The organism is Paracoccus ravus (assembly GCF_004522175.1).
In the GTDB taxonomy this organism is placed as follows: Bacteria; Pseudomonadota; Alphaproteobacteria; order Rhodobacterales; family Rhodobacteraceae; genus Paracoccus; species Paracoccus ravus.
This window is the reverse complement of the sequence record NZ_SDEB01000015.1, coordinates 61,996-82,441: the sequence shown is the minus strand read 5'-3', so window position 1 is coordinate 82,441 and position 20,446 is coordinate 61,996. Positions and strand designations below refer to the sequence as shown.

At 63.3% G+C, this 20,446-nt stretch carries 20 protein-coding genes and 1 pseudogene; 6 read left to right on the top strand and 15 right to left on the bottom strand.

Annotated elements, in window-relative coordinates; genetic code table 11:
• Positions 1-36: 36 nt before the first annotated feature.
• On the bottom strand, positions 37-1,536 hold the full coding sequence (locus ESZ60_RS13225) for a CoA-acylating methylmalonate-semialdehyde dehydrogenase (RefSeq protein ID WP_134681205.1): 1,500 nt from the start codon (positions 1,534-1,536) through the stop codon (positions 37-39).
• 109 nt (positions 1,537-1,645) lie between these two features.
• Between ESZ60_RS13225 and ESZ60_RS13220 the strand changes: the two genes are divergently transcribed.
• The 3 genes from ESZ60_RS13220 (at position 1,646) to coaD (ending at position 3,632) form a co-directional block, all read left to right on the top strand.
• Positions 1,646-2,563, top strand: a complete 918-nt coding sequence (locus tag ESZ60_RS13220) for a LysR family transcriptional regulator (RefSeq protein WP_134681204.1) — start codon at positions 1,646-1,648, stop codon at positions 2,561-2,563.
• Positions 2,564-2,619: 56 nt separating this feature from the next.
• Entirely contained in the window at positions 2,620-3,057 is a 438-nt protein-coding gene (locus ESZ60_RS13215) for a CBS domain-containing protein (protein ID WP_134681203.1), read from the top strand.
• Positions 3,058-3,137: 80 nt separating this feature from the next.
• On the top strand, positions 3,138-3,632 hold the full coding sequence (coaD, locus tag ESZ60_RS13210; protein WP_134681202.1) for a pantetheine-phosphate adenylyltransferase: 495 nt from the start codon (positions 3,138-3,140) through the stop codon (positions 3,630-3,632).
• 199 nt (positions 3,633-3,831) lie between these two features.
• On the opposite strand, the gene ESZ60_RS13205 is transcribed toward coaD, so the two are convergent.
• The 8 genes and pseudogenes from ESZ60_RS13205 to pyrC form a co-directional block, all read right to left on the bottom strand.
• The gene (locus tag ESZ60_RS13205; protein WP_134681201.1) at positions 3,832-4,350 is read right to left on the bottom strand and encodes a bactofilin family protein; all 519 of its coding nucleotides are present in this window, start codon (positions 4,348-4,350) and stop codon (positions 3,832-3,834) included.
• Complete coding sequence (locus tag ESZ60_RS13200; RefSeq protein WP_134681200.1) at positions 4,340-5,629, bottom strand: M23 family metallopeptidase; 1,290 nt, start codon at positions 5,627-5,629, stop codon at positions 4,340-4,342. Before ESZ60_RS13200 ends, ESZ60_RS13205 begins: the two co-directional genes overlap by 11 nt.
• Before the next feature lie 381 nt (positions 5,630-6,010).
• Entirely contained in the window at positions 6,011-7,405 is a 1,395-nt protein-coding gene (locus ESZ60_RS13195; protein WP_134681199.1) for a helix-turn-helix domain-containing protein, read from the bottom strand.
• A gap of 62 nt (positions 7,406-7,467) precedes the next feature.
• Positions 7,468-8,673, bottom strand: a complete 1,206-nt coding sequence (locus ESZ60_RS13190; RefSeq protein ID WP_134681198.1) for a multidrug effflux MFS transporter — start codon at positions 8,671-8,673, stop codon at positions 7,468-7,470.
• A gap of 78 nt (positions 8,674-8,751) precedes the next feature.
• Positions 8,752-9,099 (bottom strand): annotated as a pseudogene (locus tag ESZ60_RS13185) (DMT family protein); the annotation flags it as partial.
• Positions 9,096-10,595, bottom strand: a complete 1,500-nt coding sequence (locus ESZ60_RS13180; protein WP_134681196.1) for a replicative DNA helicase — start codon at positions 10,593-10,595, stop codon at positions 9,096-9,098. The gene ESZ60_RS13180 and the pseudogene ESZ60_RS13185, both read right to left, overlap by 4 nt.
• Before the next feature lie 155 nt (positions 10,596-10,750).
• Positions 10,751-11,422 (bottom strand): orotate phosphoribosyltransferase, encoded by a 672-nt coding sequence (locus tag ESZ60_RS13175; protein WP_134681195.1) that lies wholly within the window; start codon positions 11,420-11,422, stop codon positions 10,751-10,753.
• The gene (gene pyrC / locus ESZ60_RS13170) at positions 11,419-12,462 is read right to left on the bottom strand and encodes a dihydroorotase (RefSeq protein WP_134681194.1); all 1,044 of its coding nucleotides are present in this window, start codon (positions 12,460-12,462) and stop codon (positions 11,419-11,421) included. Before pyrC ends, ESZ60_RS13175 begins: the two co-directional genes overlap by 4 nt.
• Before the next feature lie 126 nt (positions 12,463-12,588).
• Between pyrC and ESZ60_RS13165 the strand changes: the two genes are divergently transcribed.
• Positions 12,589-12,897: an antibiotic ABC transporter gene (locus ESZ60_RS13165; RefSeq protein WP_134681193.1), complete on the top strand. Its 309-nt coding sequence runs from the start codon at positions 12,589-12,591 to the stop codon at positions 12,895-12,897.
• 71 nt (positions 12,898-12,968) lie between these two features.
• Here the strand turns inward: ESZ60_RS13165 and gap are convergent, their stop codons facing one another.
• The 4 genes from gap to purB form a co-directional block, all read right to left on the bottom strand.
• Positions 12,969-13,970: a type I glyceraldehyde-3-phosphate dehydrogenase gene (gap, locus tag ESZ60_RS13160; protein WP_134681192.1), complete on the bottom strand. Its 1,002-nt coding sequence runs from the start codon at positions 13,968-13,970 to the stop codon at positions 12,969-12,971.
• A 153-nt stretch (positions 13,971-14,123) separates the two neighbouring features.
• Positions 14,124-14,267: a hypothetical protein gene (locus ESZ60_RS20785; protein ID WP_167620148.1), complete on the bottom strand. Its 144-nt coding sequence runs from the start codon at positions 14,265-14,267 to the stop codon at positions 14,124-14,126.
• Between the two features lie 109 nt (positions 14,268-14,376).
• Positions 14,377-15,408, bottom strand: coding sequence for a FliG C-terminal domain-containing protein (locus ESZ60_RS13155; protein ID WP_134681191.1), 1,032 nt, complete (start codon positions 15,406-15,408; stop codon positions 14,377-14,379).
• A 60-nt stretch (positions 15,409-15,468) separates the two neighbouring features.
• Positions 15,469-16,785, bottom strand: coding sequence for an adenylosuccinate lyase (gene purB, locus ESZ60_RS13150; protein ID WP_134681190.1), 1,317 nt, complete (start codon positions 16,783-16,785; stop codon positions 15,469-15,471).
• Between the two features lie 76 nt (positions 16,786-16,861).
• On the opposite strand from purB, the gene ESZ60_RS13145 reads away from it, so the two are divergent.
• Positions 16,862-17,647, top strand: a complete 786-nt coding sequence (locus tag ESZ60_RS13145) for a heme-dependent oxidative N-demethylase family protein (RefSeq protein ID WP_134681189.1) — start codon at positions 16,862-16,864, stop codon at positions 17,645-17,647.
• Positions 17,648-17,849: 202 nt separating this feature from the next.
• Positions 17,850-18,500 carry a hypothetical protein gene (locus ESZ60_RS13140; protein ID WP_134681188.1) on the top strand — a complete coding sequence of 217 codons (651 nt, stop codon included), beginning with the start codon at positions 17,850-17,852 and terminating at the stop codon, positions 18,498-18,500.
• A gap of 97 nt (positions 18,501-18,597) precedes the next feature.
• Here the strand turns inward: ESZ60_RS13140 and glnA are convergent, their stop codons facing one another.
• Together glnA and ESZ60_RS13130 are read right to left on the bottom strand one after the other, a co-directional pair.
• Complete coding sequence (gene glnA, locus ESZ60_RS13135) at positions 18,598-20,004, bottom strand: type I glutamate--ammonia ligase (RefSeq protein WP_134681187.1); 1,407 nt, start codon at positions 20,002-20,004, stop codon at positions 18,598-18,600.
• A 100-nt stretch (positions 20,005-20,104) separates the two neighbouring features.
• Positions 20,105-20,443, bottom strand: a complete 339-nt coding sequence (locus ESZ60_RS13130) for a P-II family nitrogen regulator (protein ID WP_028717789.1) — start codon at positions 20,441-20,443, stop codon at positions 20,105-20,107.
• Positions 20,444-20,446 lie beyond the last annotated feature (3 nt).

The window sequence follows — 20,446 nt, the reverse complement described above, 5'->3', positions numbered from 1 at the left end:
GGAAAGGCGAGGGCAAATGCCCCCGCCTTGTCCGTATCAGTCCAGCGCCTTGAAGTTCAGGCTCGCGCCTTCCTTGATCCCCGAGAACCAGCGCGCGGTAACCGTCTTGGTCTTGGTGTAGAAGCGGAAAGCGTCCGGGCCGTACTGGTTCAGGTCGCCAAATGCCGATTTCTTCCAGCCGCCGAAGGTGTAGTAGCTCAGCGGTACCGGGATCGGGAAGTTGATGCCGACCATGCCGACATTGACCCGGCTCGCGAAGTCGCGGGCGGTGTCGCCATCGGCGGTGAAGATCGCCGTGCCATTGCCATAGTCATTGTCGATGACGAGGTTCAGGGCCTCCTCATAGGTCTCTGCGCGGACGGTGGTCAGGACCGGGCCGAAGATCTCTTCCTTGTAGATGTCCATGTCGCGGGTGACATTATCGAACAGCGACGGGCCGCAGAAGAAGCCATTCTCATAGCCCTGGATTTTCAGCCCGCGCCCGTCGACGACCAGATCAGCACCTTGTTCCACGCCCGAAGCGATCAGGGCGTTGATGCGGTCCTGCGAGGCCTTGGTGATGACCGGGCCGAAATCGACATCGTCGCCGGCGGTATAGGGGCCGACCTTGAGCTTCTCGATGCGCGGCACCAGACGCTCGATCAGCGCGTCGGCGGTCTTCTGGCCGACCGGAACCGCGACCGAGATCGCCATGCAGCGCTCGCCCGCAGCGCCGTAACCCGCACCGATCAGCGCGTCGGCGGCCTTGTCGAGATCGGCATCGGGCATGATCAGCATGTGGTTCTTGGCACCGCCGAAACATTGCGCGCGCTTGCCGTTGGTCGCGGCGCGGCCATAGATGTATTGCGCGATCGGGGTCGAGCCGACGAAGCCCACGGCCTGGATGGTCGGATGGTCGAGGATGGCGTCGACGGCCTCCTTGTCGCCGTTGACGACCTGCAGCACGCCGTCGGGCAGCCCGGCCTCCTGCGCGAGCTTCGCCAGCGCGATCGCGGTCGAGGGCGTGCGCTCGGAGGGCTTCAGGATCATCGCATTGCCCGAGGCCAGCGCCGGGCCCATCTTCCAGAGCGGGATCATCGCCGGGAAGTTGAAGGGGGTGATGCCGGCGACGACGCCCAGCGGCTGGCGCATGGAATAAAGGTCGATGCCCGGACCGGCGCTGTCGGTGAACTCGCCCTTGAGCTGGGCGGGAACGCCCATGCAGACCTCGATCACCTCGAGGCCGCGCTGCACGTCGCCGCGCGCATCGGGCAGGGTCTTGCCATGTTCGCGCGAGACGATCTCGGCAAGCTTGTCCATGTTGTCATTGATGAGCTGGCCGAACTTCATCATCACCCGGGCGCGGCGCTGCGGGTTGGTGGCGCCCCAGACCAGCTGCGCGCGCGCGGCGCTGGCGATGGCGGCATCCAGCTCGGCCGGCGAGGCCAGCGGCAGGCGGCCCTGAACCTCGCCGGTGGCGGGATTCATCACATCGGCGAAACGGCCCGACGTGCCCTTGACCTCTTTGCCGTCGATCCAGTGGCAGAGTTCTTCCATATCCTATCCTCCCGCAGGAAATTCTGGTTGGGCGCCATCATAGGGTTGCAGCATTGCCGGATAAAGCGGAAGTCTGGCAAAAGGGTTTTGCGTTTTTGCAAAGGCAGCCATGGATTGGGACGATCTGCGCATCTTCCTTGCGGTCGCGCGCGAGGACAGCCTGTCGGGGGCCAGCCGACGCCTCGGGATCGACGCCTCGACGGTGGGGCGGCGGGTGGCGCGGCTGGAAAGCACGCTCGGGGCGAAGCTCTTCGTCAAGACGCCGCAGGGCTATGCGCTGGCCCCCGAGGGCGAGCGTCTGCTGCCCCATGCCGAGAGCGCCGAAGCGGCGCTCAGCGGGGCGCGTGAGGCGCTGAGTGGCCCCGGTGACCTGACCGGGCAGATCCGCATCGGCGCGCCGGATGGTTGCGCGAATTACCTGCTGCCACAGATCTGCGCCCGGCTCTGCGCGGATCATCCGGGCCTCGAGGTGCAGATCGTCGCGCTGCCCCGCGTCTTCAACCTGTCGCGGCGCGAGGCGGACATGGCGATCGCGGTGTCCCAGCCCCAGACCGGGCGGCTCATCACCCAGCGCCTGACCGATTACCAGCTGCATCTCGCCGCGCATGAGGATTATCTGACCCGCCATCCGCCGATCCGGGCGCGCGAGGATCTGCGCGGGCATCGCATGATCGGCTATATCCCGGACATGATCTTCGACCGCGAACTCGACTACCTGACCGAGACCGGGGCGGAATGGGCGCAGCTGACCTCGAATTCCGTCTCGGTGCAGATGCAGGCGATCCGGGCGGGGGCTGGTCTGGGCATCGTCCACGACTTCGCGATTCCCTTTTGCCCCGGCGTGCGGCGCGTGCTGAGCCACGAGATTTCGCTGACCCGCAGCTTCTGGCTGATCCGCCATCCCGATGATCGCCGCTCGCAGCGGATGAACCGGCTGGCCGATGCGCTGGCGCTGGGGATTCGTACCGAGGTGGCACGTTTGCAAGGGCTTCTTCACGAAAAGGGCTCAACCCAAGAGCGCACTTGACGACGCGCAGCCTTGGGACAAGGCTGAAGCTACGCAGTCGCCAAGGAGGAGCCATCATGCTCGTGAAGCAGATCCTGTCGATGAAGCCAACAGGTGCGGTCTATACCATCGCCCCGACCGCCAGCGTGGCCGATGCCGCGAAGATGCTGTCGGAAAAGCGCATCGGTGCGATCATCGTCTCGGAGGATGGCACGCTGCCACTCGGCATCATATCGGAGCGCGATATCGTGCGCGAACTCGGCAAGCGCGGCGCGGAGGTGCTGGCGCATAACGTCGCCGATCTGATGACCCGCAACCTGATGACCTGCGTGACCGGCGACGATGCCCGCGACGTGCTCGAACGCATGACCGAGGGGCGCTTTCGCCACATGCCGGTGATCGACGCCTCGGGCCATATGATCGGCCTCGTCTCGATCGGGGATGCGGTTTCGGCCCGGCTCAAGGAATTGCGGGCCGAACGCGATGCCCTGACCGGCATGATCATGGGGAACTGACCCGGATCCGCCGGAACCCCTTGCAATTTCGCGCCAAAACCTGTTTCGGTTGGCCGTTTCGTTGAAGAGGGGGCTGGTCCATGCGTATCGGGCTATATCCGGGGACTTTCGATCCGATCACGCTGGGGCATCTGGACATCATCCAGCGCGCTCTGGCCCTTGTCGATCGGTTGGTGATCGGCGTCGCGATCAATCGCGACAAGGGGCCGATGTTCACTCTGGACGAACGGGTCGAGATGGTGCAGCGCGAATGTTCCCAGATCACTGCGCGCATCGGCGGCGAGATTGTCGTGCATCCGTTCGAGAACCTCTTGATCGATTGCGCCCGCGATGTGGGGGCCTCGGTCATCGTGCGCGGGCTGCGCGCCGTCGCGGATTTCGAATATGAGTTCCAGATGGTCGGGATGAACCGGGCGCTGGATGCCAGCATCGAGACGGTCTTTCTGATGGCCGATGCAAGACGTCAGGCGATTGCCTCGAAACTCGTCAAAGAGATTTCGCGCCTGGGGGGCGATGTCTCGAAATTCGTGCCGCCCGCCGTGGAAGAGGCGCTGATCGCGCGACGGCCCGGCTGAGCCTTGCAATTGCGCCCCGCGCGGCGCCTGCTATGGGCGCCATCATCGCAGGAGGACAGGATGCCGGAGAAACCCCTTCCGATCCCCGAACGGCCACCCTTGCCGGACCCCTTGCCCGATCCGGGGCCGGGCGAGGACGAAGCGCGGGCGTGAACATGAGGGCGGCGGTGCCGCCCTGCGACGGGCACGGCCCGCGGGATTATTCGGCGGCTTCTTCGCTCTTGCGCTGCGGCGCGGCTAGCTTGGGGGTCACGCCATTGGCCAGCGGATCCTCCTGACGCTGCACCGAGCCTTCGAAATGCGCGCCGGCCTCGATAGCGATGGTCTTGTGAATGATGTCGCCCTCGACTCGCGCGCTGGCGGTCAGACGGACTTTCAGGCCACGGACGCGGCCGATGACACGGCCATTCACGACCACCTCTTCGGCGACGATCTCGCCGCGGATGGTGGCGCTTTCGCCGACGATCAGCTGATGGGCGCGGATATCGCCCTCGACAGTGCCCTCGACCTGGATATCGCCCTGGGTCTTGATATTGCCGGTAACGGTCAGGTCCGAAGACAGGATCGACGGCGCCGTGCGGGTCCGAGGCGTCGCGGCCGCGGGCGAGGGGGGAACGTCCAGACTGGTTTCAACATTGCGCGAAGGGGCGACGGGAGCAGGCTCGGACGGGGTCTGGGTCCTGGGGCCGGGTTCGGTCACACGCGTCTTAGAAAACATTTTGGGCTGCCTTGATGAAGGTCATGGGGTTCATGGCACGGCCGTTCATGCGAACTTCGTAGTGAAGATGCGGACCGGTCGACCTGCCGGTATTGCCCATAGCACCGATCAGGCTTCCACGCGACACTTTTTGCCCGACCTTGACCTTAATCTTGGAGAGGTGCCCGTAGCGGGTTTCGACACCCATTTCATGCTGGATCTTGATGAGATTGCCATAAGCGCCCGCACGTCCGGCATGGATCACGACGCCTTCGCCCGTGGCATAGATCGGCGTGCCGACCGGGGCGGCCATGTCGATCCCCTCATGCGCCCGGCCCCAGCGGCGGCCAAAGGGCGAGGTATAGCGGAAGGCGGACTTCACCGGCATGGCCAGCGGCATCTTTTCCACCGCGATCCGATAGCTGTTCATCTTGTCCAGCGTGATCATGATCTCTTTGGCCTTGGCCTCGCCCTGGCTGATCTCGGCATCACCGCTCGATGAATAGCTGACCGGGTTCAGCGGGCCGCCCTCGCCGGCATAGCCGCGGCGGATCGTCTTGAGGACGTCGTCGGGATTCATGCCCACATTGCGGAACATCTCGTCCAGCGGCTTGACCGAGATGGTCACGGCATCTTCAAGCTGGGTCAGGATCTCGTCATTGCGGCTGACGATCTGGTCGCGCTCGATGGTCATGGCGGCGACCTGGCGCTCGGCCTCGTCGGCCTTGACGCGTGCGGTGTCACGGTCGGCGGTCGTGCTCTTCAGCTCGTCGGACACGATATCAAGCGCGGTCTGCAATTCGGTGGATTGCGCGGCGGTGAGCTTGTTTTTGCCGGTTTCCTTGCCCTGTGCAAGGTCACGCTCTTTGATCGCGGTTTGCAGATTGGCCTGCACCGCGCCGAGGCCGGTTTCCAGCTCGTGCCGGCGCGCCTCGGACTCAAGCAGTTGCGACTGCATCCGCGACACCTGATCAAGCGCGGTATTGAAACGCTCTTGCGCCGCCATCGCCTCGGCGGCGCGGCTGTCCCGTTCGGTGGAGAGATCGGCGAGCCGTTCCTCGAAGGCGTCGCTCGCCTCGCGGGCCTGAAGTCGCTGGCCCTGGGCCCCGACTGCATCCATCGCAAGGATCGAGGTCGCGATCAGACCCCAGCCAAAGACAGCCGCCACGCCCCCAAGAGCGGCAAACTGCGTCAGCGGGCTCAGCCGGGCAAAACGGGTCGAATTGTCCGATTTCAGAAAGAGGCGCTGCTCTGGCAGCCAGCGCCCAAGCACCGAATTCAGACCTTGAGTAATGCGCAATGTCCCTGATCCATTCTGGTTGGCTCGCGATCCGACCGAGCAGAGGTGGTCGCGACTGCCATTCATAAATCCGAGCTGTGCTTAAAGCGCAACAGAACGGGATTAACTGCATCGAATATGGGCGGATTGACGCCGATTCATGCGCCTTGGATCAGTCAAGAATCGCCGGAGTCGTGTGTGCGCAGTTTCCGCGCGATTATAAGATTTCCACTGCAGTCATCCGAATATAAAAGGAAAATGGCACTCGGCCTTCAGGCGATAATGGTCCCCGCAATGCGGCGGATCGTGGGTTCCCGTGTGCCCAGCATGAAGGCAGAATCACCCCTTCGCCACCGATTCGCATGGAACTGACACATGCCTTTCGCGTTGCGGCACCCGCGATCAGGAAAATTCATAGGGCAGAGGGCCGATGCGGTCATTGGGAATGCGGATCTCACGATCGACCGGCGGGACGGATCGCTGGTGGCAATCCGGTCGCGGACAGATCCGGCAGGACACGCCGATCGGTTCGAACAGTCGGAGATTGCCCAGATCCAACCCGTCTGAATAGACCAGATCGCGGGCATGGCTGATCTCGCATCCCAGCCCGATGGCAAAGCGGCGCACCGGCGCGCCGAATGCGCCGGCGGATTTCGTCACATCGCGCGCGAGCAGCAGATAGCGCTTGCCATCCGGGGTTTCGGCGAGCTGGCGCAGGAAACGGCCGGGTGTCTCGAAGGCCTGATGCACGTTCCAAAGCGGGCAGGCTCCGCCGAAACGCGCGAATTGCAGCCGCGTCGCCGAATGCCGCTTGGTAATGGTTCCGGCCTGATCGACCCGGACGAAAAAGAAGGGAAGACCCCGGTTTCCGCTGCGTTGAAGCGTCGAAAGCCGATGCGCAACCTGTTCAAGCGAGGCATGGAACAGATGGGCCAGCCGCTCGAGATCATGCCGCTCGGCGCGTGCGGCCGCGAGAAAACGGCCATAGGGCATCATAGCGGCCCCGGCGAAGTAATTCGCAAGCCCCAGCCGCGCGATGTCATGGGAAGTAGCACTTCTGAACCGCGCCAATTCCAGCGTCGCTTCCAGCAAGTCGCCGCGGCTTTCCAGCGCCAGCATATGCAGCAGTTGGAACGCCTGCGTCGCCGGCTCGGCCCTGGCATTCAGCGTGATCTGCCGGCCCTCGCGCAGATAGACGGCATGGCCGCCCAGTTCCGCCATCCGGATCTCGAAACCCAGTTCCCCCAGCGCCGCAATTGCCCGCTCAAGCGGGGTCGGTTGGGGATGGGTGCGATCGAAATGCTCGGCCGCGCGATCCACGGCGTCGATGTAATTGTCGCAATAATGAAAGAAGTCACGCACCTCTTCCCAGGAAGAAGGGCTGGCATTATGCCCGCCAGCCCCGATCGCCTCGTCCAGCGCGGCAAGCCTTTCCTGCCCCTCGCGATAGGCGCGATAGAGATCCAGGAAGGCGCGGGCCAGACTGGGGGCATTGGTCGCGGCAAGGCGCAGGTCAGCGCGCGGCGGGATGCCGTTGAAAAGCGGATCGGCAAGGGTTTCGGCCATGTCGATCACCAGCCGTTCGGCGTCGCGGCCCGTCATCGCGCCCAGATTGACGGAAAATTCGGAGGCGAGTTTCAGCAGCACCCCGGCCGAAACCGGCCGGTGGTTGTTCTCCATCTGCGACAGATAGGGCAGCGAGACGCCGAGCCGGTCGGCAAAGGCGCGTTGGCTCAAACCGGCGCGGTCGCGTGTCTCGCGCAGCGAGACGCCCGCATAGATCTTTTGGCTGGCCATGCTTCCTCCGGGATTTGCAAATCACAGCCTAGAATTTGCAAATCCCGCCGCCAAGGGGCGGATCAGCGGCCCGCCACCTGTCTAGCACGGGCGATGACCCAGAGCGTGGACAGGATCGAGCCAGCCGAGACCGCCACCATGATGATCAGCAGGGGCAAGGCCCCTGCATCGTCATGCAGAAATGCCGCGGCCAGCGCGGCCAGCCCCGCGCCGCCTGCCACGGCCATCGCGCCGCCAAGACCGCTTGCCGTGCCCGCCAGTTCCGGACGCACGCTCATCATCCCGGCATTGGCATTGGGCAGCAGCATGCCGTTGCCCAGTCCCATGAAGGCGACCGAGCCGAAAAAGACCAGAGGGCTCTGGCCCCCCAGCAGGTCGATCAGCAGCGCCACCGCCAGAGGCAGGGTGCAGATGATCGAACCGACGAGAATCATGCGGTTCATGCCGATCCGGGCCGAAAACCGCGCCGAGATGAAGTTGCCCAGCATATAGCCGATCGAGGGGGCGGCGAACCAATAGCCGACCTCGGCCGGGCTTAGATGCAGCACGCTTTGCCCCACGAAGGGCGCGCCCCCCAGATAGGCGTAAAATGCCCCGGCGCTGAGTGTCGCGGCCAGGGAATAGCCCCAGAAGCGATGCGAGCGGGCAAGTGCGGGATATGTCGCGATCTGCTGGCGCAGCGGCACGCCGCCGCCTTGCGCCGTCTCGGAGAGGTTCACCCAGCACAGCGCCAAGACGCCAGCGGCCAGCACGCCCATGGTGATGAAGCTGGCCCTCCAGCCAAAGCTTTCATCCAGCACGCCCCCGATCGTCGGCGCGATCATCGGCACCAGCGACATGCCCATGGTGACATAGCCGATCATGCTGGCGGCGCTTTCCGCCGGGACCATGTCGCGCACGACCGCGCGGCTCAGGACGAAGCCGGTGGTGATCACGGCCTGCAACATGCGGAAGAACAGGAACCAGCCCGCGGTGGGGGCAAGAAGCGTGCCGGCCGTCGCGATCAGAAAGATCGTGAATGCCCCGAGAATCACCGGCCTGCGGCCGAAGCGGTCGCTGATTGGCCCGCAGAGCAGTTGCAGCAGTGCCGAGACGGCCAGAAAGCCCGAGACGGAAAGCTGCATCACGGCGTAATCGACGCCGAAATCCCGCGCCATTCCCGGCAGCGAGGGCAGGAAGATATTCATCGCAAGCGCGCCGGTACCGGTGATCGACACCAGCGTTAGCAGGCTGGGCCGCCGGGCGGCCGTTTCAGGTTTCGGCATCATGCCGTTTCATTCGCCTGTCTTCACGGGAATGACAACTGGCTCTGACGCCAGAGGTATTTCTTCGGAATGCGAAGAACCGGCGAAATTCGTGAAAATCAGGAAGGCCCCAAGGCAGATCAGGGCAAAGCCCGCGATCACGTTCCAGGTGATCTTCTCGCCCAGATAGGCCCATGAGAAGACCACGAAAATCGAAAGGCTGATGACCTCCTGAATGGTCTTCAGTTGGGCCGCATTGAAATGGCCGTGGCCGATCCGGTTCGCAGGAACCTGCAGCAGATATTCAAAGAAGGCGATGCCCCAACTCACCAGCACCACGATGAAAAGCGGTGCGGCCTTGAACTTCAGATGCCCATACCAGGCAAAGGTCATGAAGATATTCGACGCCAGCAGCAGGCCGATGGTCACGACCGGGACGGGCAGGTTCATTCCACCCGGTCCCAGCTGCGATGCTTTTCAAGATTGCCGAAGCGGGTGAAGCGGCCCTCGAAGCTGAGTTCCACCGTGCCGATGGGTCCGTGACGCTGCTTGCCGATGATGACCTCGGCCTTGCCGTGGCAGGCCTCCATGACCTGTTGCCAAGCCGCCATCTTGTCCAACTCGTGGTCCGCAGGCTTTTCGCGCTCGCGGTAATATTCCTCGCGGAAGACGAACATCACGATATCGGCGTCCTGCTCGATCGAGCCGGATTCGCGCAGGTCCGAAAGCTGCGGGCGCTTGTCCTCGCGGTTTTCGACCTGACGCGAGAGCTGCGACAGGGCGATCACTGGGATGTCCAATTCCTTGGCGATGGCCTTGAGACCTTGGGTGATCTCGGAGACCTCGTTGACGCGGCTGTCCTTCGCGGTCGCGGCGCGCAGAAGCTGAAGATAGTCCACGATCAGCAGGTCGAGCCCCATCGTGCGCTTGAGCTTGCGGGCCCGGGCGGCCAGCTGGTTGATCGGCAGCGCGGGCGTGTCGTCGATGTAAAGCGGGCAGTTCTGCAGGTCATGCGCCGCCTTGACGAAGCGGCGGAACTCGTCCTCGGTCATGTCGCCGCGGCGGATCGATTCCGAGGGCACCTCGGCGGCTTCCGACAGGATCCGCGCGGCAAGCTGTTCAGCGGACATCTCGAGGCTGAAGAAGCCCACGACGCCGCCCGCGACGGTGCCATGAGAGCCGTCCGACTGTTCGCCCATGCGATGCACCTTGGCGACGTTGAAGGCGATGTTGGTGGCAAGTGAGGTCTTCCCCATCGAGGGGCGACCGGCCAGGATGATCAGGTCCGAGCGGTTCAGCCCGCCCATCTTGGCGTCGAGATCGACCAGCCCGCAGGAGACGCCCGACAGCCCGCCACCACGGCTGAAGGCGGCATTGGCGGCATTCAGCGCGCCGCTGACGGCGGAAAGGAAGCTTTGGAAGCCGCGCTCGGCGGTGCCTTGCTCGCCAAGTTTATAAAGCGTCTGCTCGGCTTCCTTGATCTGCTCTTCGGCGGAATCCGAGACCGAGACCGTGGACGCCCGCGACGCGATGTCCTGCCCTAGCGCGATCAGGTCGCGGCGCATGGCGAATTCGCGGATCATCTGGGCGTAGTCGCGCGCGGCATGGGAAGAGATCGCCGCCGCCGCAAGTCGCGCCAGATAGGCGGGGCCGCCCAATTCCTTGAGGCCCGCATCATTTTCCATGAAGGCCTTGATCGTCACCGGGCTTGCCAGCGCATTTTTGGCGATGCGCTCGATGCTGATTTCATAGATCCGGCGATGCACCGGGTCGTAGAAATGCCGCGGCTGGATAATGCGCGAGACGTGGTCAAAGACCTCGTTATTGGTCAGGAGCGCGCCCAGAAGCTGCTGTTCCGCCTCGATCGAGAAGGGCACCGCCTGCGCGGCGGCGGCCTCGGCGATTTCGCTGGGGTTTCTGATTTCGACGGCGCGTAGCTCGCTCATCCCTTGTGGGCTCCGGATGTTCGACTCGGGTTGTGGTGGTTATCCACCTTAGATGGACCGGGGTCCATCTGGATATCCTGTGGATAAGCTGGGGACAAGAATGCCGCCCATGCGGATCGCATGGACGGCCGATGATTTCCGCAGCGTCACTAAGCTTATGGGTGGGCAGCCTGCCAAGCGCGGGGATCGGTCAGGAAGCTCTCGACCTCGTTCAACGTGGCCTCGTCATAGAAGCCCTGCGCCTTGGCCTCGGCCAGAACGTCCCACCAGGTGCAAAGGTAATGCAACTGCACGCCGTGATCGGCAAGGCGCTGGGTCGTTTCCGGGAAGATCCCGTAATAGAAGATCACCGCGGTATGGGCGCAGGTCGCGCCGGTTTCCCGGATCGCGTCGACGAAGCTCAGCTTCGAGCCGCCATCGGTGGTCAGGTCCTCGACCAGCAGGACGCGCTCGCCCTCGCTCATCGCGCCCTCGATGCGGGCATTGCGGCCGTAACCCTTGGGCTTCTTGCGCACATAGGTCATCGGCAGTTCGAGCCGTTCCGCGACCAATGCCGCGAAGGGGATGCCCGCCGTCTCGCCGCCGGCGATATTGTCGAAGGCGTCGAAGCCCGCGTCGCGCAGCACGGTCGCCGACAGGAAATCCATCAGCGTCGAGCGGATGCGCGGGAAGCTGATCAGCTTGCGGCAGTCGATATAGGTCGGGCCCTTCAGGCCGGACGCATAGGTATAGGGCTCGGCCGCGTTGAAATGCACGGCCTTGATCTCAAGCAGCATCCGGGCGGTCAGGCGCGCGATTTCCTCACGCGGGGGGAAGGGCAGGGTCATGCGTGGTCCTCGACATGCCAGTAGAGCGGGAAGCCGGGGTCGAAGACGGTGACGGTCTCGTCCCCGGCGGGGATATGGGTCGGATAGGTGGCCGGGGTCTCGCGCTTGACGAGGCGGATCATGTCCTCGTTCGCGGGCAGGCCGTAGAAGGCCGGGCCGTTGAGCGAGGTGAAGCCTTCCAGCTTGTCGAGCGCGCCGTCCTCTTCGAAGACATGGGCGAGGATCGACATGGTGTTCGGGGCGGTGAAGCAGCCGGCACAGCCGCAGGCCGATTCCTTGGCACGGTCCGGATGCGGCGCCGAGTCGGTGCCAAGGAAGAAGCGCGGATCGCCCGAGGTCGCAGCTTTGCGCAGCGCAAGGCGGTGGCTTTCGCGCTTGGCGACCGGCAAGCAATAATAATGCGGGCGGATGCCGCCGACGAGGATATGGTTGCGGTTGATCACCAGATGATGGGTGGTGATTGTCGCGCCCATATCGCTTTGGCCGCTGACATAATCGACGCCGTCCGAAGTGGTGATATGCTCCATCACCACGCGCAGACCGGGGGTCGCGCGGCGGATCGGGTCAAGCACCTTGTCGATGAAGACGGCCTCGCGGTCGAAGATATCGACGGCCGGATCGGTGACCTCGCCATGAGTGCAAAGCGGGATGCCGGCCTCGGCCATCGCCTCGAGAACCGGGCGAACCTTGTCGAAATTCGTGACACCCGAGGCCGAGTTTGTCGTGGCCCCGGCTGGATAGAGCTTCACCGCCGTGATGATTCCATCGCGATGCGCGGCGACCAGATCGGCGGGGTCGGTGGCCTCGGTCAGGTAAAGCGTCATCAAGGGACGCAGCGTCACTTCCGGCGGCAAAGCGGCCAGGATGCGGTCGCGATAGCTTGCTGCCTGCGCTCCGGTCACCACCGGCGGCACGAGGTTCGGCATGATGATCGCACGGCCGAAATGGCCGGAAAATGCTGCAACTGCAGCCAGCATCTCGCCATCGCGCAGATGCAGGTGCCAGTCGTCGGGGCGGCGAAGCGTCAGGGAATTTGTCATGGCACCCCTCTATACCGGGCGGATTGGCATGAAAATAGGTCTCGGGCGTCACACCAAGGATTGACTTGGAATTCCTCGGGACGAGGTCCAGATTTTCTCGTGGGGGGCAGATCAACGGAGTAGGGAATGGCAAGAAACAGGCTGAACCCGTTCGCACCCGGCATTCCGATCATGCTGTGGCAGCAAATGGCGCGGATGGCGTGGGAATCGCAGATAGTGATCGCGATGCGCACCGCGGGAATGATGGGGCTGTTGCCGCAAGACAAAGCCGAGCCGTCACGCATGGTCACAGAAAAGGCCGATGCCGCAAATGAGGCGATGTTCGCGGCCCTCGCAGCCGCCGGTCGCGGCGAGCGCGCGGATAAGGTCATGGCCGCCGCGCTCCGGCCCTATCGGCGGCGGACCAAGGCGAATGTGAAGCGGCTGTCGCGTTAGTAGCGCCGGGCCATCTGAATGCGAAACGCGCCCCGATGGGGCGCGTTCGTGTTCTTTTCCGCAGGTCAGGCTTAGATCAGCTTGCCCATTGCAACCGCAGTGTCCGACATGCGGTTCGAGAAGCCCCATTCATTGTCGTACCAGGTTAGGATGCGGCAAAGCTTGCCTTCCATGACCTTGGTCTGGTCCATGTGGAAGACCGAGCTATGCGGGTCATGGTTGAAGTCGCTCGAAACCAACGGCTCGTCGGTATAGCCGAGGACGCCTTTCAGCGGGCCATCGGCGGCGGCGCGGATGGCGGCATTGATTTCTTCGACCGAGGTATCGCGGGCGGCCTCAAAAGTCAGGTCGACGACCGAAACGTTAGGCGTTGGCACGCGGATCGCGACGCCGTCCAGACGGCCCTTCAGTTCCGGAAGCACGAGGCCCACGGCCTTGGCAGCGCCAGTCGAGGTCGGGATCATCGACAGCGCGGCGGCGCGGGCGCGGTACAGGTCCTTGTGCATCGTGTCCAGCGTCGGCTGGTCGCCGGTATAGCTGTGGATCGTGGTCATGAAGCCACGGGTGATGCCGATCGTGTCGTTCAGAACCTTGGCGACGGGCGACAGGCAGTTGGTGGTGCAGCTGGCGTTCGAGACGACGATATCGTCCTTGGTCAGCGTCTCGTGGTTGACGCCGAAGACGATGGTCTTGTCGGCATTGTCGCCCGGGGCCGAGATCAGCACGCGCTTGGCGCCGGTCGACAGATGCGCCTGCACCTTTTCCTTCGAGGTGAAGATGCCGGTGCATTCCATGATCACGTCGACGTCGCCCCAGGGCAGGTCGGCGGGATTGCGGATCGCGGTGACCTTGATGGGGCCGCGGCCGACGTCGATGGTGTCTTCGGTCGTGGTCACCTTGGCCGGGAAGCGGCCATGGACCGAGTCGTAGCGCAGCAGATGGGCGTTGGTCTCGACCGGGCCGAGATCGTTGATCGCAACGACCTCGATATCGGTACGGCCCGATTCAATGATCGCGCGCAGCACGTTACGGCCAATGCGGCCAAAGCCGTTGATTGCCACCTTTACAGCCATGGGGTCCCTCCGGGCGCTGATGATGTTCGGTCGGCAGATAGCCCGCAATCCTTGGGGAATGCAAATGCCAGAAGGCCCGGATTAGGCAAAAGTTTTGCCTGAATTCCATGTTAGCGCCAAGACTGCGCGCGATCGGCACTGGCGCTGCCGCTGTTAGCGCCAGAAGCTGAGATACTCGACGAGTGCCGCGAATTCCTTGCCCAGAAAGACCGGGAGCGAACCGCCTGCGAAGAGCGCATCCGCGGCAAACACGCCGAGGATCACAAGGCCAAGGCCCAGGGCGATACCATTTGTCATCCTTGCCTTCCCGATGCCGCTTTCATCCCAGAGCTATGCCGACCGGGGGAAAGGGGCAAGCTGCTTCGGTTCGGGTCGGCTCCGTCCGGACGCTCAGTCCGGGTTCGCTTCAGTTCGGGGTGGAATCTTCGATCTGCGCTGCGACCAGAAACAATTCGCCATCGCTTTCCATGCGGCGGATCGTGGCGATGAGTTGGTCGCGCGCTTCTTCGGAATCCGTGGCCAGGACCTTGCCAAGCCCCTCGATCTCGTCGCGGATCGTATCTGCGAGACGCGTCGGCAAAGCGCTGAACAGGAATTCGACGGTCGGTGCATCCTTGCCCTCGGCACCGGCCATGGCCTTGGCCAGAACCGTGGCGTCGATCTCGCGCACGATGCGGGGCACGTCCCGCAGGTCGATCCGCTCGGGAATGTTCGGCCAGGCAAAGATCGTCCGCCGGACCTTGCCGGCGAAATCGGAATCCTGCGCGTCCAGCCCGTCCAGGACATTGTCGCGCGTCGCCGCCGTGCTGGAATTCAGGATCGCGCCGACCTTCTCGGCGGGCTTGCCCTCAAGCGCGGGACGCGGAATGGCGTCGGCCGCGTGAATGAGCGCCTGGCCAATCTTGCGAAGCGAGGGCGCTTCGACCATGCCCGTCAGCGAGATGGCATAGGCGATCTGGCGCGACCGCTCGGGATCCAGCATGGCAAAGACCTCGGCCGCGCGCGGCACCGGCAGCTTGCTGAACATCACCGCTGCGATCTCGAGCGCCTCGGTCCGGGCAAGCTCTGCCAAGATCCGGGGCGCGAGCATGGCGATCCGGTCCCAGGGATCACCGGCGCCGTTGAGCGCCGCGAGCCTGCGCAGATTGTCGCTGGTATCGGCGGAAAGATGGCTTTCCAGCAGATCGAGCGTGCCGTCGATATCGCCCGGAAAGCTGAGGCCGATCGCGTCGAGCCGGTCGCAGAATTCGGTGATCACCGCATTGCGCGTGTCACGGTCGATCAGCCCCATCAAGGACATTTCCTGGGCCAGACCGGCTTGGGCCGAGGCCGGCAGGCGCGAAAGGTCGATCTCGTCGCCCTCGCCAAGGACCACGCCGACAATGATCGCCGCCTTCTGCCTTTCGGTAAGCTTTTGGCTGGCCGACTGAATGTCCATGCGACTGCCCCCGATTCATTCGCTTCGGGGGCAGTATGGCGTCAAAACAAGAACGGGCGGTTAACCCGCGGCATTCTCGCCAAAGACACGCGCAAAGATCGTGTCGACATGCTTGGTGTGATAGCCGAGGTCGAATTTTTCCTCGATCTCGGCGGGGGAAAGCGCGGCGGTGACTTCGCCGTCGCCCAGAAGCTCGGTCTTGAAATCCGCGCCCTGTTCCCAGACCTTCATCGCATTGCGCTGCACGAGGCGATAGGCATCCTCGCGCGAGACGCCGGCTTGCGTCAGCGCCAGAAGCACCCGCTGCGACATGACCAGACCTTTGAACTTGTTCATGTTCCTGAGCATGTTCTCGGGATAGACGACCAGCTTCTCGATGACGCCTGCCAGACGGTTCAGCGCAAAATCCAGCGTGATGGTGGCGTCCGGGCCGATAGCGCGTTCGACCGAGCTATGCGAGATGTCGCGCTCGTGCCAGAGCGCCACGTTCTCCATCGCCGGGATCACGGCCATGCGGACGAGGCGCGCAAGACCGGTCAGGTTCTCGGTCAGGACCGGGTTGCGCTTGTGCGGCATCGCCGAGGAACCCTTTTGGCCGGGCGAGAAGAACTCTTCAGCTTCAAGGACTTCGGTGCGCTGCATGTGACGGATCTCGATCGCGACATTCTCGATCGACGAGGCGATGACGCCCAAAGTCGCGAAGAACATGGCGTGACGGTCGCGCGGAATGACCTGCGTCGAGATTGGCTCGGGCTTGAGGCCGAGTTTCGCGCAGACATGCTCTTCGACTGCCGGGTCGATATTGGCGAAGGTGCCGACGGCGCCCGAGATCGCACCGGTCGCGATTTCTTCACGCGCGGCCAGCAGGCGGGTGCGGCCCCGGTCCATCTCGGCATAGAAGCGGGCGAAGGTCAGGCCCATCGTGGTCGGCTCGGCATGGATGCCGTGGCTGCGACCGATGCGGACTGTGTCCTTGTGCTCATAGGCGCGGGTCTTCAGCGCGGCCAACACGCGGTCCATGTCGGCCAGCAGGATGTCGGCGGCGCGCACCAGCTGCACGTTCAGCGTGGTGTCGAGCACGTCCGATGAGGTCATGCCCTGATGGACGAAGCGGGCCTCATCCGAGCCGATATGCTCGGCGAGATGGGTCAGGAAGGCGATGACGTCATGCTTGGTGACGGCCTCGATCTCGTCGATGCGGGCGACGTCGAACTGGACATCCTTGGCTTTCCAGACCGCGTCCGCGTTCTCGCGCGGGATCACGCCCAGATCGGCTTGGGCATCGCAGGCATGGGCCTCGATTTCGTACCAGATCTTGAATTTGGTTTCCGGCGACCAGATGGCGACCATTTCGGGGCGGGAATAACGCGGGATCATCGGTTTCTCCTGTATTTGCGCGGGTTCTAGCGGCAAGACCCCTTGCCCGCAACAGCAGGGCGCGCAAGATGCGGCCATGAGCGAAATCCTACAGAAGCATCTGAGCTTTGCACCCTGGACCGATTCCAGAACACGACGCCTGCCGGGCACCATTCCCGTGACCGAGGCCGATTGGCTGGTTCAGGACGATGCCTTTGCCAGGCAATTGGAATTGCGCGAAAAGCTGATCGCCGAACGGCCTCATGCGGTGCATCGTCTTTCGGATGAATGCCTGCCTGCGGCGCATGAACTGTATGACTGGTTCATGCGTCTGCTGCCGGGACTGGGCTATGAGATGGGCGAGATGATCCGCCGTCCGGATGGTGGGCTGGTCGCTGCGGATCGCGATGCGCCCTTGCTGACGCTGGGGCGGCTGGTCGCAGAGGATCTCTGCCTGATGGTGCCGGGCGCGGAGGGCGAACATGTTCTGGGCGGCGCGATTCTGTGTTTCCCGGCGGGCTGGACGCTCGAGCAGAAATTCATGCGCCCGATGATGCGGATCCATAAGCCGGTCGCGAAATATACCGAAGAGATCGGCAGGCGGGTGCAGCGCCTTTTGGACGGGATCCGTCCGGAGATCGGCATGATGCGCGGGACGGCGCATCATTCGAACGCGCCGCTGCACAATCCCCGGAGCGAGGAGCAGGGCCGCGCCCCGCAAGGCCCGCTGCCCTTCATCCGGGTCGAGCGACAATGTCTGTTCCGACTGCCGCAGAGTGGCGCGGTGGTGTTTTCGATCCATACCGCGGTGATCCGAGAGGGTGATCTGACCGCAGAGCAGCTTGCCGCGCTCAGGGAATTCCCGATCCGGGAAGCGGCGTAATCAAGCAATTCCATCGTTCGGGCTTGCCTCTCGCCGCTTGACGGTGAACTGCTCTGTGATCGGCGCCAAGGCGCGTCAGGCGACCGCAAGAAACGACAGTCAGGCCATGAAAGACATAAATTTCGTTCCCACCATCACCGTTTTCGGTGATTCCCACAGCGCATTCTTTCGGCCGATCCGGTTATTCGCGGAACGTCTCGGCTTGACGGAGCCGCTTTCCTATGCCGTCGAGGGGCACGTCTTTCGCGCCGCATCCGTCGCGGGGTTCCGGCCCCGGAAATCGACCCTGAACGTCAAGGAACAGATCGCCGCGGCCCTGCCGGATATATCGAGGATGGTGCTCGCATTCGGACAGGTCGATCTTGAACTGGGATATTACTATCGCATTGCCGTGAAGGGCGAGGCGGTGACGCCCGAGACTTATCCGGACTGGCTGATCTCGATCTACCGGGACTTTCTGCGGGGACTGACCTCGAAGGACTGCCAGCTTGCGCTGAAGGGGGTCAATCTGACGACGCTTGCGCCGGTCGAGTTCTCGGCCCGCTACGTCGCCAAGATCGTCAATGAGGGAGGAAAGCTGCCGCGCCTCACCGCCGTGGAAAAGGTGCGCTCGTATATTCTGCCCGAGGCAGAGCAGAACAGGATGCATCTGGCCTTCAATGACCGGCTGCGCGATCTCGCCTCCGAGATCGGCGCGCGCTATTTCGACCTGAACGACGCGCTTGCCGAACCCGCGGGGGAAAGGAAGCTCGCGGATCGCTTCAAGCCGGGGACGTTCGATCATCATCTGGCCGATACGGTCGAGGTCCGGCAGTTGCATTATCGCGCGATCGGCAAGGCCTTCGACATCTAGGCCCGGCTGTCCCAAGCGGCGGAAATGCCACGACCTTGACCGCGATGAAAAAAGCCGCCCCTTGGGGCGGCTTTCATTTTTCAGTCCCTGTCAGGACTTAGCACGAATAGTACATTGCATATTCGATCGGGTGGGGGGTGTGCTCATAGGCATACACTTCTTCCCATTTCAGCTTGATATAGCCTTCCAGCTGGTCGCGGGTGAACACGTCACCGGCGAGCAGGAAGTCCATGTCCTTCTCGAGCTCTTCCAGCGCCTCGCGCAGCGAACCGCAGACGGTCGGGATCTCGGCCAGTTCTTCCGGCGGCAGATCGTAGAGGTCCTTGTCCGAAGCCGGGCCCGGATCGATCTTGTTCTTGATGCCGTCGAGGCCGGCCATCAGCAGGGCGGCGAAGGCCAGGTAAGGGTTCGCGGCCGGATCGGGGAAGCGGGCCTCGACGCGCTTGGCTTTCGGCGATTCGGTCCACGGAATACGGACGCAGCCCGAGCGGTTGCGGGCCGAATAGGCGCGCAGAACCGGAGCCTCGAAGCCCGGGATCAGGCGCTTGTACGAGTTGGTCGCCGGGTTGGTCAGCGCGTTCAGGGCTTTCGCGTGCTTCAGGATGCCGCCGATGAAATACAGCGCCTCCTGCGACAGGTCGGCATATTTGTCGCCTGCGAAGAGCGGCTTGCCATCCTTCCAGATCGACATGTTGACGTGCATGCCCGAACCGTTGTCGCCCTTCATCGGCTTCGGCATGAAGGTCGCCGATTTGCCATAGGCGGCAGCCACGTTGTGGATGACGTATTTGTATTTCTGGATATTGTCGGCCTGCTGGACCAGCCCGCCAAAGATCATGCCCAGTTCGTGCTGCGCGGTGGCGACCTCGTGGTGGTGCTTGTCGACCTTGATGCCCATGCGCTTCATGGTCGAGAGCATCTCGCCGCGGATGTCCTGCGCGGCGTCAACCGGGTTCACCGGGAAATAGCCGCCCTTATGGGCTGCGCGGTGGCCGAGGTTGCCGTCCTCATAGACGGTGTCGGTGTTCCATGCGGCGTCCACCGAGTCGATCTCGAACGAGACTTTCTGCGGGGTGACGGCATATTTCACGTCGTCGAACAGGAAGAACTCGGCTTCCGGGCCGAAATAGGCCACGTCACCGATGCCGGAGGATTTCAGATAGGCCTCGGCCTTGACAGCGGTGCCGCGCGGGTCGCGCGAATAGGCTTCGCCGGTGTCCGGCTCGACCACGTTGCAATGCACGCAAAGGGTCTTTTCCGCGTAGAACGGGTCAATATAGGCCGAGGACGCGTCCGGGATCAGCTTCATGTCGGACTGATCGATGGATTTCCAGCCCGCGATCGACGAGCCGTCGAACATGAAGCCTTCTTCGAAGAAGTCCTCGTCGACCAGATCCGCGACCAGCGTCACGTGCTGCAGTTTGCCCTTGGGATCGGTGAAGCGCACGTCGACATATTCGACATCCTCCGCCTTCATCAGATCCAGTACTTCCTTGACTTGCATTGGATTCCTTCCTCCATTCAGTCTGTCCGGCCGCCGCGGCCGGACGGGGGAAAATGTTGGGACCGGCTTGCGCCGGCCCGATCATGCCGATGTGAAAAGGTCAGACCGCGTCGTCGCCCGTCTCGCCGGTGCGGATGCGGATCGCCTGTTCGACAGGCAGGATGAAGATCTTGCCATCGCCGATCTTTTCGGTCCGGGCGGCAGAGATAATGGCATCGACGGCAACCTCGACCAGATCGTCGGGCAGGACCATTTCGATTTTCACCTTGGGCAGGAAGTCGACGACATATTCGGCGCCACGGTAAAGCTCGGTATGGCCCTTCTGACGGCCGAAGCCCTTGACTTCGGTGACCGAGAGGCCTTGGACGCCCACTTCCTGAAGCGCTTCTTTCACATCATCCAGTTTGAAGGGCTTGATGATGGCTTCGACTTTCTTCATCGC